Source organism: Cryobacterium sp. TMT1-2-2, assembly GCF_004403505.1.
Lineage (GTDB): Bacteria > Actinomycetota > Actinomycetes > Actinomycetales > Microbacteriaceae > Cryobacterium > Cryobacterium flavum.
In genome coordinates this window covers 89,315-103,808 of sequence record NZ_SOGS01000023.1, presented here as the reverse complement: position 1 = coordinate 103,808, position 14,494 = coordinate 89,315, and the positions used below count along the sequence as shown (strand labels likewise).

16 protein-coding genes and 1 pseudogene are annotated in these 14,494 nt (G+C 66.5%); 6 read left to right on the top strand and 11 right to left on the bottom strand.

Annotated elements, in window-relative coordinates; all coding sequences use genetic code 11:
• Positions 1-1,029: 1,029 nt before the first annotated feature.
• Both E3T35_RS13495 and E3T35_RS13490 read right to left on the bottom strand, forming a co-directional pair.
• On the bottom strand, positions 1,030-1,509 hold the full coding sequence (locus tag E3T35_RS13495; RefSeq protein ID WP_134379547.1) for an FAD-dependent oxidoreductase: 480 nt from the start codon (positions 1,507-1,509) through the stop codon (positions 1,030-1,032).
• A complete protein-coding gene (locus tag E3T35_RS13490; protein WP_134379545.1) occupies positions 1,506-2,048 on the bottom strand; it encodes a hypothetical protein in 543 nt (180 codons plus the stop codon). Before E3T35_RS13490 ends, E3T35_RS13495 begins: the two co-directional genes overlap by 4 nt.
• A 42-nt stretch (positions 2,049-2,090) precedes the next feature.
• On the opposite strand from E3T35_RS13490, the gene E3T35_RS13485 reads away from it, so the two are divergent.
• A complete protein-coding gene (locus tag E3T35_RS13485; RefSeq protein ID WP_241988853.1) occupies positions 2,091-2,411 on the top strand; it encodes a cupin domain-containing protein in 321 nt (106 codons plus the stop codon).
• A gap of 30 nt (positions 2,412-2,441) precedes the next feature.
• Here the strand turns inward: E3T35_RS13485 and E3T35_RS13480 are convergent, their stop codons facing one another.
• The 4 genes from E3T35_RS13480 to E3T35_RS13465 form a co-directional block, all read right to left on the bottom strand.
• Positions 2,442-3,248: a thioesterase family protein gene (locus tag E3T35_RS13480; protein ID WP_134345537.1), complete on the bottom strand. Its 807-nt coding sequence runs from the start codon at positions 3,246-3,248 to the stop codon at positions 2,442-2,444.
• Positions 3,249-3,356: 108 nt separating this feature from the next.
• Positions 3,357-3,866 (bottom strand): ABC transporter substrate-binding protein, encoded by a 510-nt coding sequence (locus tag E3T35_RS13475; protein ID WP_134379543.1) that lies wholly within the window; start codon positions 3,864-3,866, stop codon positions 3,357-3,359.
• Between the two features lie 30 nt (positions 3,867-3,896).
• On the bottom strand, positions 3,897-4,640 hold the full coding sequence (locus tag E3T35_RS13470; protein ID WP_134379541.1) for a DUF429 domain-containing protein: 744 nt from the start codon (positions 4,638-4,640) through the stop codon (positions 3,897-3,899).
• A 64-nt stretch (positions 4,641-4,704) separates the two neighbouring features.
• Positions 4,705-4,923, bottom strand: a complete 219-nt coding sequence (locus E3T35_RS13465; protein WP_134345534.1) for a hypothetical protein — start codon at positions 4,921-4,923, stop codon at positions 4,705-4,707.
• A gap of 122 nt (positions 4,924-5,045) precedes the next feature.
• Here E3T35_RS13465 and E3T35_RS13460 point away from each other — a divergent pair, with 122 nt between their 5' ends.
• Together E3T35_RS13460 and E3T35_RS13455 are read left to right on the top strand one after the other, a co-directional pair.
• Positions 5,046-5,816, top strand: a complete 771-nt coding sequence (locus tag E3T35_RS13460) for a hypothetical protein (RefSeq protein WP_134379539.1) — start codon at positions 5,046-5,048, stop codon at positions 5,814-5,816.
• Between the two features lie 340 nt (positions 5,817-6,156).
• The gene (locus E3T35_RS13455; RefSeq protein ID WP_134379537.1) at positions 6,157-6,501 is read left to right on the top strand and encodes an HPF/RaiA family ribosome-associated protein; all 345 of its coding nucleotides are present in this window, start codon (positions 6,157-6,159) and stop codon (positions 6,499-6,501) included.
• A gap of 132 nt (positions 6,502-6,633) precedes the next feature.
• On the opposite strand, the pseudogene E3T35_RS13450 reads toward E3T35_RS13455, so the two are convergent.
• The 4 genes and pseudogenes from E3T35_RS13450 to E3T35_RS13435 all read right to left on the bottom strand — a co-directional run.
• Positions 6,634-7,167 (bottom strand): annotated as a pseudogene (locus E3T35_RS13450) (Dyp-type peroxidase); the annotation flags it as partial.
• A 14-nt stretch (positions 7,168-7,181) separates the two neighbouring features.
• On the bottom strand, positions 7,182-7,697 hold the full coding sequence (locus E3T35_RS13445; protein WP_134379533.1) for a copper chaperone PCu(A)C: 516 nt from the start codon (positions 7,695-7,697) through the stop codon (positions 7,182-7,184).
• Entirely contained in the window at positions 7,694-8,329 is a 636-nt protein-coding gene (locus E3T35_RS13440) for a copper resistance CopC family protein (protein WP_166789953.1), read from the bottom strand. Before E3T35_RS13440 ends, E3T35_RS13445 begins: the two co-directional genes overlap by 4 nt.
• Before the next feature lie 153 nt (positions 8,330-8,482).
• Positions 8,483-9,082: a hypothetical protein gene (locus E3T35_RS13435; RefSeq protein WP_134379531.1), complete on the bottom strand. Its 600-nt coding sequence runs from the start codon at positions 9,080-9,082 to the stop codon at positions 8,483-8,485.
• 194 nt (positions 9,083-9,276) lie between these two features.
• Between E3T35_RS13435 and E3T35_RS13430 the strand changes: the two genes are divergently transcribed.
• The 3 genes from E3T35_RS13430 (at position 9,277) to E3T35_RS13420 (ending at position 12,932) form a co-directional block, all read left to right on the top strand.
• The gene (locus tag E3T35_RS13430) at positions 9,277-11,634 is read left to right on the top strand and encodes a trehalase-like domain-containing protein (RefSeq protein ID WP_134379529.1); all 2,358 of its coding nucleotides are present in this window, start codon (positions 9,277-9,279) and stop codon (positions 11,632-11,634) included.
• A gap of 90 nt (positions 11,635-11,724) precedes the next feature.
• Positions 11,725-12,402 carry a TetR/AcrR family transcriptional regulator gene (locus E3T35_RS13425; RefSeq protein ID WP_134345526.1) on the top strand — a complete coding sequence of 226 codons (678 nt, stop codon included), beginning with the start codon at positions 11,725-11,727 and terminating at the stop codon, positions 12,400-12,402.
• 11 nt (positions 12,403-12,413) lie between these two features.
• Positions 12,414-12,932, top strand: coding sequence for a CarD family transcriptional regulator (locus tag E3T35_RS13420; RefSeq protein ID WP_092107039.1), 519 nt, complete (start codon positions 12,414-12,416; stop codon positions 12,930-12,932).
• A gap of 98 nt (positions 12,933-13,030) precedes the next feature.
• Here E3T35_RS13420 and E3T35_RS13415 read toward each other — a convergent pair whose 3' ends face one another.
• Positions 13,031-14,308 (bottom strand): hypothetical protein, encoded by a 1,278-nt coding sequence (locus E3T35_RS13415; protein ID WP_134379527.1) that lies wholly within the window; start codon positions 14,306-14,308, stop codon positions 13,031-13,033.
• Between the last annotated feature and the right edge of the window lie 186 nt (positions 14,309-14,494).

Sequence of the window (14,494 nt, the reverse complement as noted above, 5' to 3'; positions counted from 1 at the left end):
CGCGAATTCGTTTCGCTACCGCACTGCGTAGCGCGAATCGGCAGGCCATGAACCCCAGCCGTCAGCGAGTCTTCTGGCAGCCTGAGATTTGACGCTTGGGTGCTCTCTGCGTCGCGCGCGTGCTGGAGAAGGTGCAGGTCGACGTCGACACTGTGGCGAGCGCGTCAACGTAGGCGGTCACCTCGTTGTGTTTGGCCAACATCAATTGCGCAGAGGTGATATCCGCCGTAAGGACTGGCTGAAGTGCTGCTGGAGTGCCGGAGACAGCACTCGATAGCGGCGGGGCGCCGTGGTGGATACTGACTGTGGCCCTGGTCGCGGTAATCGCAACGCTCTCTAAGAAGAGATATGTTCTTGCTCTGATCACGCTCGTCATGCTCCGAGGAAGGGGGCGACCTAGGCTCTGTTCGATCGACAGAACGACTCGTGGGAGCGATCCCACGCGTCATGCGATCGTTTCCGCTGAAATAACCCTAACGTTAATGTTTGGTCGGGGAGGGGGCGCGGTCTTTGACGTGATGCACCGCACGGTGAGAGCGATCGATTTGATAGTGGAGGAGGATCAGAGTCGCGCGCCTTGATTGAACGGCCGTAAGTGCACATGGCGGCGCGTGCTGGGAAATCCCTGCGCTCGGGCGTTCAAAAGGCGCGTGCCCACATTCTGCCCACACTTCAAAAAATTCGAGGTGATTCACGAGACGTTAGGGTGACCCGAAACCGTTGATTTCACGGGCATCTTCGCCGTGCGTGAGACTATGACTGGGCGGGACTTTGGGTTCAAATCCCACCGGTATCGCCACGAAAAACCCCCTACATCCCAGTGTTTCACTGGGGAGTAGGGGGTTTCGTTTTTCTCAGATGGCGATTTTGGCAACACGGTGCCCGACGAGCGGCTCAACTGGGCCCGCGAGATGAGGGCGCCCGGATTCGGTGGCCGCGACGCCCGTTCGTTAATTGCCATGATGGTCGTGGGGCGACGCTGAGATCCCGTGCCGTCGATCGCCGAGCACCGTCTCGACGTTCCGGGCGTCACTTGCGACCGAGAAGGGTTCGCGCTCCGCCCGCACGGCCTGCGCGAGGCCGGCGACGGCGAGGTCGCCGTGTACCGCGGCGCCCACCATGGCCCCAGGCCTCGGTGACGCCGGGGACGGCCGACAGATCGTCGACGAGTCCGGTAGCCAGGATCACGCGACGCGCGCGAACCTGAACCGCTCCGCCGTTTGCCTCGACGGTGAAATCGTCCAGTGTTCCGGACGCGCCGGTCGCAACTCCGGACACGATGCGGACGCCATAGGCCTCGGCCTCGGCGCGCCCGCGGGCGAGCAACTCCAGGGGGGAGACGCCTTCCTCACCGAGTACATTGTGGGCGCCATCGGCCGGGGCGTTGCGCGGTTGTCCGGTATCTACGACGATGACGCTGCGTCGCGAGAGACCGAGTGCGACCGCGGCCACGAGGCCAGCCGGGCCGCCTCCGACCACAACGACATCGGCCTGGAGCGTGTCGGTCACCGGCTGTCTCCCGGCGCGCCGGTGTCGTGCTGGTTTGACCCCGTTGTAATCGGTCGGACGGCGATCCAGCTGAAGCGCCCTGACGTCATCACGACCTCTGACGTTCCTGCCACGAGGGCGGTGATCGCGTCGTCGAGGGCCGTGAGATCGTCAGCGGAAAGGTCTTCGGTTAGACGAGCCAGGCTCATAGTGAGCTGCAAGGCCAGGTAGCGAGCGCCGTCGGTGGTGCGGGCGGATGCCGTGAATGTGTACGCATGACGCTCGACCGGGGCGAACCCGGCCTCGGCCAGGGCGATCGTCCAGTCGGCGGTAACGGGGTAGCCGTGAGCGGCGAGCGCCCCGACGATGCGCTCGCCGAAGCCGGCTCGGCCGGTACCGAGGTCGGCGGGGTCGTACGTCGTCACACCGGCTACCTCCGTGACGACGAGCACGCCGTCGAGGTTGAGGAACTCAGCGAGGTTGCTGTCATCTCCCAGCGCGGGACCGTGGCCGGGCCGATCGTGGTGCGAGTGGTTCGCGGGAGTCTGGGTCGGTGTCATGCCTACTACGCCAGGCCGTTCATCCGCCCGGAGCCGGAGACGATGGCCGGATCGACCCTGTGGATCCTGTCGCGCGAGCGCGACCGCCGCGGCGTCACGATCGCCAAGATGCGCATCACGCCCAACCGTATGATCAGCGAGACGAAGGTGCACCCCGGCTACGAATGGTTCACGGTGCTGAGCGGCACGGTGCAGCTACGGCTCGGCGAGCGGACCATCCTCGTGCGCGAGGGCCAGGAAGCCGAGTTTTTCACGATGACCCCGCACACCATCGAGGCGTACGAGGGACCCGTGGAAATACTGACGATCTTCGACCACGACGGGGAGCGGGCCCACCTGCCCGGCCACCGGCATCCTGGCTGAGCCTGCGGTCACAGGTCTGTAGCGGGCGGGTCAGCGCAGTGGTCGCACGGTCAGGATCTGCTCGGCGCGGCCCACCGGCCCGGACTCATCGTGGAGCACGCTGCTGGTGATGCCGTGGCCGGCCGGCCCGAAGGTGACCGTGGTCTCCAGCCCCACCCATTTGCCGGTCGGCTGCCGGTGAAAGTGGATGGTGAGGTCGAGGTTGGGGTACGCCCAATCCAGCGGCGACTGGCGAACGGCGATTCCGTTGGCGGTGTCCACCAGGGTGATGAACGAGGCATGGGGGCTTATTGCCTCGCCCGCGACGAGTGCGATGTCGGTGCGAAGCCACGCGCTCGTTTCTCCGGGTAGGGGAGGTGCGACGGCCTTCGTCTCCAGGGAGGCGACGTACCCTCCCGGCCAGGTGTCGGTCATCGACCACGGGGTCGCCGTGTCGGGTGCGGGTAGGGAGACCGATCCGCCACCAGCGACGGCGGCGGTGTCGGCGGTCGCGATGAACCAGGCGCGAGCGAGCACGGCCGGTCGGCCGGCGATGATGACGGTCGCCTCGATGAGCTCGATGGTGCGGCCGGGACGGATCGTCTCGACCCGGACCTCACAGTCCTGGGCGGCAAGGAAGCCCAGAATGTCGAAGCTGATACGCCCGAGCTCCTTGCCGTTGGCGCCACCCGCCTCGGCTGCTCGGTGCAGGTCGATGGCGTGCACGATCAGGCCGCCGAGAGGGCTGAAGTGGATCTCGTCGGCCTGCCAGGCGCCGCCGGCATGCTCGGTCGGCCGGTAGCGGCCGGGCGCGATCGGCTCGAAATAGGCATTCGCTCGAGGGGGTGCTTCGGGCATACGGCTTCTCCTTTGTCAGACGCGGGCGTTGCCATCCACCATAGGTGTGTTTGAGCGCGGCGATTCAGCCCGGGGTGCCCGATCAGGCTGGACGGCCCGGGGAATCGACTAAGAGTTCTGCGCGAACGTGGCGTCCACGTAGTCGGCTTCGGGAATCGGGTCGGTGGAGACGATCGCCCCGCGTTCCATCCACATGCGTTCCATCGCGGCGAGCTGCTTCGGCAGCGGCGCAAGGTCGGGCAGCCTGCGGTACAGCGGTACCGCGGCCACCTGCTCGGCGGTCTGGCCGGTCGCGGCACCAATAATGGCAAGGTTCTCGTCGGTGTACCGGTCGTCGCCCTGCAGGTCCTGTGCGCCACGGGTCAGTGCGGTGAAGAACTTCTGCGCGAGTTCAGATCCTGCGAAGTCTCCGCCGTAGATGACCCCGGTACCGGATGTCCCGGTGGGCGTGGTCCACAGGCTCACCGCGGTTCCGTCTTCAACGGGCATGTTCCAGAACGGTGCCGATGCGAATGCGGCGTCGATGCTGCCGTTGGCCAGCGCGGTGGGCATGTCCGGGTTGCCGAGGGTGACCAGTTCCACATCGTTGATCGAGAGTCCGGCTTCTTCGAGCGCCATCGGCGTAGCGGCCACCGATTTCGGGCGCGGTCATCTTGCGGATGGCAATAACTCGGCGAGAGGGCCGTTCGGCAGCACGATCCAGCCCTCGCGGCGGGCACGATCGAGCATGGCCGGCGCAGGCGGTTCGTAGAATCCCAGCGCGGCGCTGCGGGCGGCGAGGGCCGCGATCACAGCGTCGAAGGCATCCGCTGAGGTGATCATGTGTGGGGCGTGCGGGCCGAGATCGAGCCAGGGTGCGGCATCCTGAATCTCGGCCAGGAGGTGCGAGCGCCTGGCGGCGTCGGTGCGGTACCCCGTCGTCGAGAACCCCCACAGGCGAAGCGATGCGCCCGGGTAGATTTCTGCGACAACTCCGGAACCGGCCCGGTCGACGGGAATACCGGCCGCCGAGATTCGGGAAAGCAGGCCGGCGCAGCGCATAGCGGTGAGTCCGAGCCGGTCGGTGGAAACACTGAGCGGCCAGCGGCCGGTGATCTTTCGCACCTCCCGGTCGGTTTCGCGGTAGGCCAGGGTACGTCGCCAGGCCATTCCGCCGTCGACTCCGGGCAGGTCGCCGCTGGAATGCCCGACCACGAACTGCACGAACTCGTCGGGCCAGCCGAACGCACAATCGATGCCGACCTTGTCAACGGTGCCCGCCGTGCGCACGATGATCTCGTCTGATACGCCGAGGTGCAGTTCAGACAAGAACGCCCTGGCGTCGGTCCAGTCGATGACAGCAAGCGCGGTGCCTTTGGGCTCGGCGGCGAGGTCCACTCCGGCGGTGCGCATGGGCTCAGTTTAGGTGGCCCTGATCGCCCGACTCAAGCGGATGCGCGACCGCTCCGGCTTGGCGTCAGGTGGGCTCTTCCTCGTTGGCGACCGTCTCGATCCAGTCGACGTCGTCGTCCGACAGATAGACGCCGGATTGTTCACTCTCACTATCGGTGGCGACCTCGCCGCCGGCCCTCGTGATTTCGGCCACGAGGGCCGGCGGCACGGCGTCGCCGTTGTTCTGCATCAGCCACTCCCGCGTTGACGGACTCAGCTTGGGCCACCACAGCTCGATATCCATAGGCCGCAGTCTGCCACGCCGACCGCTGCTGCGCGAGAGCTTGCGGGCATCCGCTTATGCGCGTTGGACCGGCACGCTCTTCCGGCACGTCGAGGGCGGCTGGTGGTCGATAAACTCGAACCATGTCAGACCAGCACTTCGAGCAGGATGAAACCCTGCGCCTGCCGACCGTTCAGTTTCGCGTTGTTCTCGATCTGGGCCCCCGACTCGCCGCAGCGATCACTCTGCCGCCGGAACTGGCCCACCCGGATCTGTTCGCCGACCGCGACGACGAGGGCGGAGCGCTCAACCTGTCGATCGACTACGACAGCGGCCAACTGCACGTGCTGCTCGACGAAGCCGGCCCGAGCTTTCACTTTCACGGCACGATCGACCCGATGGAGAGTCCGTGGCCGGCCGACCAGACCCAGATTCTGCTGGAATGGGCGCTCATTCTGGTGCAGGAGGTCGATGCTCTCGACGAGTTGCTCGATTCGATCTACGAGGCCGCCGAGTGGTTTGAGCAGGGGTTCACCCTCTACGTTCCCGAGACCGAACCGACCCAGCTCGAGCTGATCGATGTTGGCATCATCGGCGAGCTGCTGACCTTGCCCTGGCTCGGCTCCGGGCGCGTCGACCACGAGCACATCGACGGTGACAACCATCCGATCGCCCTGCTCTGGAATGTGAACAACGACGACCCCGACGTTCCGATCGCTCGCGCCTGGCTCGACCCGCTCACCGGCGAACCGCGCACCGCGGCTGAGCCCGGGGTGGACTGGAATGCCGTCGCCATGAGTGAAAGCGAAGTGCTGCAGTGGCTGGTGGGGATCTACACGAACCACCACGTGGCGCCGACGCCGGAGGCACAGATCATGCGCGCGGCGCTCGAGCGTATTGGTGGCATCAGCTGAGCCGGCCCGGTCGTCCGCTGTATCGAGCAGGAACTGCGCGGTCTGACGTCGGTGAGGCTGATGTGCTTAGCGAAGGATTCTCCAACGGTGTCGTGGGCAACTGACACCGGAGCCGGGAAAGGCTGTTCGACGGGGTCAGCGCAGGGACTGCGGCGCGAAACCGACGAGAATCTTCACTGGTTTAAACCTCACACTGGGAACAAAATCACTTCCAGTCTCGCAGGCCGGCCGTGGGGTCGCAATTCGCCGGGAGCGGATGCCGTGGGTGCCGAACGGGCTCGCAATGGGCACGCATCCGCAAGCGGTAGCCTGAAGTTGTCAGCAATTAAGAGGAGTGAGTATGCAGGTCATCGTGAACACCGACAGCAACGTCGACGGCACCGAGCGGGTTGCCGGAGCGCTGGAAACCATCGTCGAAGAGTCCCTCGCGCGCTACGGCGAACGCCTCACCCGGGTTGAGGTTCACCTCTCCGATGGCAGCGCCGGCCGCAGCAGCACCGACGACATCAAGTGCACCCTCGAAGCTCGCCCGGCCGGCGGAACCCCGGTCGTCGTCACCGAGAACGCCAACGCCGTGGAGGAAGCCCTCACCGGCGCCCTGCACAAGATGAAGAGCCTGCTCGAGACCCACTTCGGCAAGCTGGACGCCCGCAAGGGCAACCTCCCGATGGGCGAAACCGTCTAACTGCCCACGCGGCCGATGCCGGTGGCCAGCACCGCGGCATCCGCTCTCGTGGCACGTGTTTGAGACGGTGGCCCCTGTTCAAACCAGGGCGAACCTCCTAAACACGTGCCACGAGCCGGTTCAACCGCAGGGTCAGAACAGGGTGTCGCCGACATAACCGCCAGCGGCGCAGCCCGGCGGAATGGCGAAGACGGCCGAGCCGATCGGTGTGATCCACACGTTCAGCAGGTCGAGGGCGTCGATGCGGCGCTGAATAGGCACGAACTGGGCGTCGATATCCGCTTGAAAAGAGACGAAGAGCAGGCCGGAGTTCGACACGCTGCCGCCCGTAGGCGCGTCGTCGTAGTTGTAGCCCCGGCGCAGGATGCGTTCGTCGGGGTTCTCGCTGCGGGCCCGCCGCAGGTGCGAGAACTCCGGGATCACCGGAAAACCGATGGTGGTCTTCGCGGCAAAATCCGGGGCATCCGTTTCGTTGGTGCCGGTCAGCGGCGCGCCGTTGCTGAGAGTGCGACCAACGGATGCCTCCCGCCCGGACCGATCGAGCTTGTCCCACTTGTCGAGACCCATCGCGATGCGCCGCAGCACGAAGCCGGTGCCGCCAAGCATCCAGCCGGGGTTGCTGGCACCTCCCACAAGGAGGTGACGCCGGCTGAGGCGACGACCAGGCTGATCGACCAACATTATTTGTCGTAGCTCTCGTTTGCGCCCGAGTAGTCCTTGGCCGGGACGGTGAACTCTACCGTCGACCCGTCGGACAGGGTGAGGGTGAAGGTGTTCTCGGCGCCCGCGACGATCGGCTCGGTGAGGCCCATGAGCATGAGGTGGTTGGCGCCGGGCGCGAGCTCGTAGGTGCCGTTCGCCGGAACGACGAACCCGCCCTCTTTCTGCTGCATCACCATGGCACCGGAGTCGTCGGCGACGGTCTCGTGCAGCTCGATCATGGTCGCGGCCGTTGATTCGGCCGAGACCACGTTGATGTCGGTGTCGCTGGCATTCGCGAGTGTGCCGAACGCGGCGCTCATTCCAGTCTCGGCGCTCTTGACCCAGGGGTCGGTGATGGTGAGGCTCGCGGCTGCGGTCGCCGTGCTGGTCGCCGCGGTGTCGGGGGATGCGGTGTCGGTGGTGGCGGCGCAACCGGTCAGGGCGAGCAGGCCCAGGGCGGCAACGATGAGAAGGCGGGGTGTGGTGGAGGTCATGAGTGTGTCGTTTCTGTAGTGGGGGGATTTGTGCGTTGACGAGCGGATGCTGCACGGCGCGTCAGCGCCACAACCCCGAGAAAGAGGCCGAGGCCGACGAGGGCACCGATGAGCGCGGTGACGCCGATCGGGAGCCCGCCGCCGGTGCTGGCGGCCGTGTTGGTGGTGACCACGGTCGAATCGGTCGGGGTGGTGATAACGGGAGCGGCGGCGTCCGTTGTCGGTGTGGCCACCGCGCTGGCGTCGCCGACACTAAAGTCGAAGGTGCCGGAGATGGGGTGCCCGTCGGCCGAGACCACCCGCCAGCGCACCTGGTAGGCGCCGTCGGGCAGGGCGGGGTCAACGGCCAGGGTGGCCGTCGGCCCGTCGAGGGCGGGTTCGCCGGTGCCCCAGTCGGTGCCCGCTGAATCAACGACGAGCATGATCGCGCCGAGCTGCATGATGTCGTCGGTGAACCGCATCGACACGGTGGCCGGTGCCAGGCCGACGTGTTCGGTGTCGGACGGCACGGTGGACGCCACCGAATCGTGCGCGCTCGCGGCCGGTGCGACGCCGCCGATCGTGAACGCTGCGGCGAGCGCGAGGATACCGAGACCGGCGAGGAGCCGGTTTCGGGCAGGGAAAGAGAGCATGCGGTGCCTCCGAGGAGTTCGCGAGAAGGATGGGTGCGTCATGGCACGTGTTTGGGCTCGGGGCACTGGTTCAAACCAGTGCCGGCTTCTCAAACGAGTGCCGCGAGCGGATGCGACCGCTAACGTGCCGCGAGCGAGGCGCGGCGCGAGGGCTTAGAAGCCGGCGAGCGCGCGCGGCGGCCCGCGGTGTCGCATCGGCGACAGCAACACGGCCAGGTCGACTGGTTCGATCACGCGGTGCAGCGCGGCGCGCAGTCGAGCCACGCGAAGCGGAACGAGCACCAGCCCGAGCGCAATGACCACGGTCACGAGCGCGGTGCGCGCCAGCTCGACCAGCGTCCAGAAGGTGCGCTCGCCGCAGCGCAGTGCCACGATCGTCACGATCGCTGCCAGGGCGTGGGCAATCCACATCCACCCCATCGCAGGCGAGATCGGCGAAGCGGATGCCGCCCCCACGATCTCGGTCGCCGACCCGTGGTGCCCGGCCATCGTCATGGAGCCTGCCGTTCCGCCGAGCCCGAACAGCAGGTGGAACAGCACCTGGCTGAACCCCACAGACACACTGAGCTTCACCAGGGAGAGTTTCTTGCCCGCCAGAGCGACGCTGACCATGCCCGCAAAGGCGAGAGCGATCGAGACGCTGACCGGCGCGGGCGCCTGGCCGCCAGCGGCCACGTGCGAGAGGGCGGCGACGAGCACGGCCACGACGGCCGTCAGCCAGCCGCGAGCGAACCGCGCCCACCTCGTTGCCATGTCACCCACCCGGCGAAAAGTTGCCAACCAAAAGTGCGGTCGTGGCTTCAGGCTAGTGGGTCGCGGGGCCGCCCGATTCTGACAACAGCCCGCCGGACGGTGCGTCAGCCGCCGAGCAGCCTATGGCAAATGGTAACGTCGCCTAGGTCCAGCAACCGGTTTGACGGCCGACGCCCTTCTGCAAGGAACCTCTAATGCCCCAACGATTGAATCTTTCCAAGAACCTTCCACGCACGCTGACGGGGCTGTCGGCTGAGATACTGCAGGATCTGCAACAGCTCGCGCGCACCCCCTCTCTCCTCGTGGCCTGCAACTACGGTGGCACCCTCTCGCACCACGTTGCGTCGAATGTGCCGTCTGTGCTGCTGGAAGAATCCGCGACGGCTTTGCGCGCCCTCGCGGCCCTGCCCAACACCCACACCGCCGTCATGTCCGGCCGCCCATTACGCGACCTCGCCGCCGATTCCCGACTGCCCCGCGAGGTGCACCTGGTGGGGTCGAACGGCGCCGAGTTTGACTCGGAATTCTTCGACGCCCCCGAGCCCTCCGATGAGTCGCAGGATTCCGGCGTCGCCCTCGACCGGCTGCGCATCCGTCTCGGCGTCAGCGCGGCCTTCTTCGCCGGCGACGCGGCGAGCGACGAAATGGCCATGAATACCCTGCACGGCCCCGACCTCGGCATTCGCATCGGTGACGACGCATCCGTTGCCGCGCACCGCATCAGCGGCCCCGAAAAGCTCGCCCAGATTCTGGCCTTGCTGTTCGAGCTACGCAAGGACTGGCTGTTCGGCCAGCATGTCGTGGCCATCGAACGCCACTCCATGCTCGGCGACGGCACCTCGACCGCCCTCGTGACGCCGGAAGCGCGCATCTGCTGGATGACGCATCCGCTGCCCGATTCCGGCTCGCTGTTCGCGAGCATCCTCGGCAGCGAAGAGGCCGGACACTTCTCGATCGAGCCGGTCAAGAAGAGCCGCGTGCTCGGCCAGCGCTACGTCGACAACACCATGGTCGTCGAAACCCGCTGGGCCGACGTCACCGTCACCGACTACATCGAGCCGTCACCGCTTGGCATCACCAACCTCGTGCGCAAGCTCACCGGCACCGGGCTCGCCCGCATCGTTTTCGCACCGCGCCCCGACTACGCCGTCGCCTACTTCAACATGCACGCCGCCGACGGTGTGGTGACCATCACCGGAACCCCCGACCCGATCGTGCTGACGGCCGCGGGCGTCGACTTCACCGTCACCAGCGACGGCCGCAACGAAACAGCCACCGCCGTCGTCGACCTTTCGCAGGGTGCCATCATGCTCAACCTGCGCTGCGGCGATACCGAGCCCTACACAGCGGATGCCGCCGGCGAAGCCGCCCGTCGCGGCGCGGTCATGAATGACTCGCGTTCCTGGGTGAACACCCTGTCGTTGCCGAGCGTGAAGCCGTCGCTGGTTGGCCGGTCAGCCCTCGTGCTGCGGGCCCTCTGCTACGAACCGACCGGCGCCGTGCTCGCCGCCTCGACGACGTCGCTGCCCGAAGGAATCGGCGGCACCCGCAACTGGGACTACCGCTACTGCTGGCTGCGTGACGGCTCGATGACCGTGAAAGCGCTCGTCGACCTGGGATCGACCGACGAAGCCGACGGGTTCTTGCGCTGGCTGGCCGGGGTCGTGGCGGACAGTCCCGGCGCGCAGTGGCTGCATCCGCTCTATTCGGTCACCGGCTCATCGCTGTCGACCGAAGCCAGTCTCGAATCGCTGCCCGGCTACGCCGGATCACGCCCGGTACGCATCGGAAACGCCGCCGACAATCAGGTGCAGATTGACGTGTTCGGACCGGTCGCCGAGCTCATCGACACGCTGAGCGCCCGGCAGGGAACGCTCTCGGACTTTCAGTGGCACCTGCTGACCGAGATGGTCGACGCCGTCACGAGTCGCTGGCAGGAACCCGACCATGGCATCTGGGAGGCGCGGCGCTCGCCGCGACACCACACCTACACGAAGACGATGTGCTGGGTGACCGTTGACCGGGCCATCCGCACCGCCGAGCGGCACGGCAGGGACGTCGGGGCCGGCTGGGTGGAACTCGCCGCCACGATTCGTGACGAAGTGCTGCGCGAAGGCTGGAGTGAGGAAGCCCAGTCGTACACAGTGGCCTACGACAGCCCCGACCTGGACGCCGCCGTGCTGCACATCGGCCTGTCCGGCCTGCTCGGCGTGACCGACGAGCGTTTTCAGCTCACCGTGAGCGCGGTCGAGCGCGAGCTGCGCGTGGGGCCGACGGTGTTCCGCTACCGCTACGACGACGGCCTGCCCGGCCTCGAGGGCGGCTTTCACATCTGCACGACCTGGCTGATCGAGGCCTACGTGCTTACCGGGCGCATCGACGAGGCCGAAGTGCTGTTCAACCAGCTGATCGCCCTGGCCGGCCCCACCGGTCTGCTCTCCGAAGAGTTCGACCCGGCCACCGAAACCCACCTCGGCAACCACCCGCAGGCTTACTCGCACCTCGGCTTCATCCGCTGCGCGCAGCTGCTCGACGAGTACCGCGGGCGCTGAAATTCTCGGCTGACTCGGGGTTTTCCGCGAGTCAGCCGTGAAAACGTTGCCCGTCTCGGACACTTGTCCGAAAAGTGTTAGTATGGTCAAATGACTTCGTTGACTGCGCCCGCCCCGCAGGCGGCAGTCCAGCCAAAGGTGCAGCCAATTCTGCAGCCAGACGAGTCGAAACACGACCCGCGCGCTGAGCGCACCCGGCAACTCATTCTCACGGCGATCCGCACGCTGATCGCCCAGCCGGCGGCATCCGTTTCGGTGGCCGAGATCGTGCGCCTGGCCGGGATCAGCCGCAGCTCCTTCTATGCGCACTTCAACAGCCTCGACGTGCTCGCCGCCGAACTGCTGCGGGCGCAGTTCGCCGACATCGGCTCGGCCGGGCTCGATCTGCCGCGGCCGCGCACCGGCGAGAACGCCTCACGCCTCGGCTATGCCCGACTCGTCGCCCATATGGTCGAGAACTTTCCCCTGTACGCGAGCGTGCTCGAACTACCGTTGACGCGCAGCGCGCACGACCAGATCATCGAGGCCTACGCCACCCGCATGCTCGAGTCGGTGCTCGTCTTCGACGACGCCGTCAACGCCGAACTGGTCACGACCTATGTCGCCGGCGGAGCGCTCACCCTGATCGGCGCCTGGATGCGCGGTCACCTCGACGTCTCCGACGACGAACTCGTCGACCAGCTCGTGGCCCTGCTGCCCGGCTGGCTGCTCGAACCCGAAACCTCAAGCGCAACGCCCGTTCGCGTTGCATCACCCACACAACACTGAAGGCGCATTCTATGAAGATTGAAATCGGCGAAACCCTGGTCTACCCGCACCACGGAGCGGTCACCATCACGGCCCTCGCGACCCGCACCATCAAGGGCGTCGAGAAGCAGTTCATGACCCTCAACGTGCACACCAGCGCGCTCACCATTCAGCTGCCGGTCGACAACGTCGAGCTCGTCGGCGTGCGCGACGTCATCGACGCCGCCGGCGTAAGCGCCGTCTATGAAATTCTGCAGAACGCCTTCACCGAGGAGCCGGGCAACTGGTCACGCCGCTACAAGGCCAACCAGGAGAAGATGGCCAGCGGCAGCGTCTACCGGGTCAGCGAGGTCGTACGCGACCTGTGGCGTCGCGACCAGGACAAGGGTGTCTCCGCCGGCGAAAAGCGGATGCTCGAAAAGGCCCGCCAGATCCTCGTCTCCGAACTCGCTCTGGCCCAGGGCCTGACCGACCAGGAAGCCGGCGACCTGCTGCTCATCGAGATTCAGAACTACGTCGTCAGCGACGAGCCCGTCGAGGTCGCCGTCTAGCCTGCCTTTCGCATCCGCTTGACCGCGCCCGATCCTGGTGGGCGCTACGGTAACGGTCGTAGCGCGCACCCTAATCGGGCGCGGTCGTGCGCCAAGCGCTAGACCAGTGCGGCGCAGAGCAGCAATGCCGGCCAGGAAGCAACGAGCACGGCGGCCAGGTAGACCAGGTTGCGCCGTGTGAGGGTGATGCTGTCGATGCCGTACCGCGCACTAAGCAGCATCGTCAATCCGGTGACTGGGCCGACCGCGGTCGACACTCCCCAGCCGATGCACGCGGCCAGCACGAACAACGTGGGGTCGGGCGACAGGGGCTGCACGAGCGCCGCGACGATCGCAACCGACACCACCGGGTGCACCCCCATGATCGCGCACAGAATCATCGCGAGCATCATGGCCCAGGCCACGGGAACGGTGAACTCGGTCACCGGCAGCTGCAGGTCGAACAGGGGAAACAGCATCCGCAGACCGACGGCGAGCACCCCGGCGGAGGCGAACAGCGTTACCTCACCGCGCAGCTGCGGCAGGTCGTGCCGGGCGTGGCGCGCCAGCGCGCGCAGGGCGCCACGACCGTTCATGATCAGCAAGCCGATCAGGGTGACGCCGAGGCCGGCGAGCAGCACGATCCGCGGCACCGGAACCGTGGGAACCAGCTGGTGCGCCAGCACCACCAGGGCCACGAGGGCGAGCGGTACGCGAATGAGCTCCCAGCTGAGCGTATAGCCGGTGTACGCGGGCAGTTCGCGGCCCCAGAGGTGGAAGATGTCCCAGACGCTCAGGCCGATGGTGACGAGCGCGAGCCCCAGCCCCACCAGCATCAGCACCAGTGAATTCGCGCCGGGAACGAGCGTGGTCGCTGCCGCGGCGGCCGCCCAGAACGGCGACCAGTACGCAGCGGTCGAGTAGGCCCGGGAGATCAGCGCCGCATCGGCGAGCCGCAGGCTGGAGCGACCGCGCAGGTGGTCGCCGACAATGCCGACCGCACCGATGTTGATGATCGCGCCGAGCGCGTGCGTGGCCAGTGCGGTGCGCACGACGGCGAGTCGGCCGTGCAGCCGGGTGCGGGTGATCGGCGAGGTCGGTGTGACCAATCGCAGAAACGACACCGCGGCGAGCATGCCGATCAGGTCCTGGTTGACCAGGAACAGGTCGCGGCCCACGATCTGTCCGCCCAAAACCAGACCGACCACAACGGATGCGATCCCCACACCGATCAGCACCCCCGCAATGATGCGCTGGGTGCGGTTGACCAGCGTCAGTCCCACCGCCGCGGCAGCGATGGTGAACCCGCCGGCGACGAGTGTCGCATCGGGCAGCGCCACCGAGAGCCCCACGGTCAGGATGATGCCGGAAAGGAGCAGCGCGTAGAGCAGTCGCACTCGTGCCCCCTGAATCGTTGACAGTGTCCGCGGTCGGACACTCTCTCTTATCCAACCAGTCTCCGCACACGTCGTGATGCGGTGGTGGCAAAGGTATCTACTAACCATAACAGGGGTATATCATGCGGCACACATGCTCGTTAGTGTACAGATCAGCGAACCGCACAGAGTTGAATTGTCGTCTTC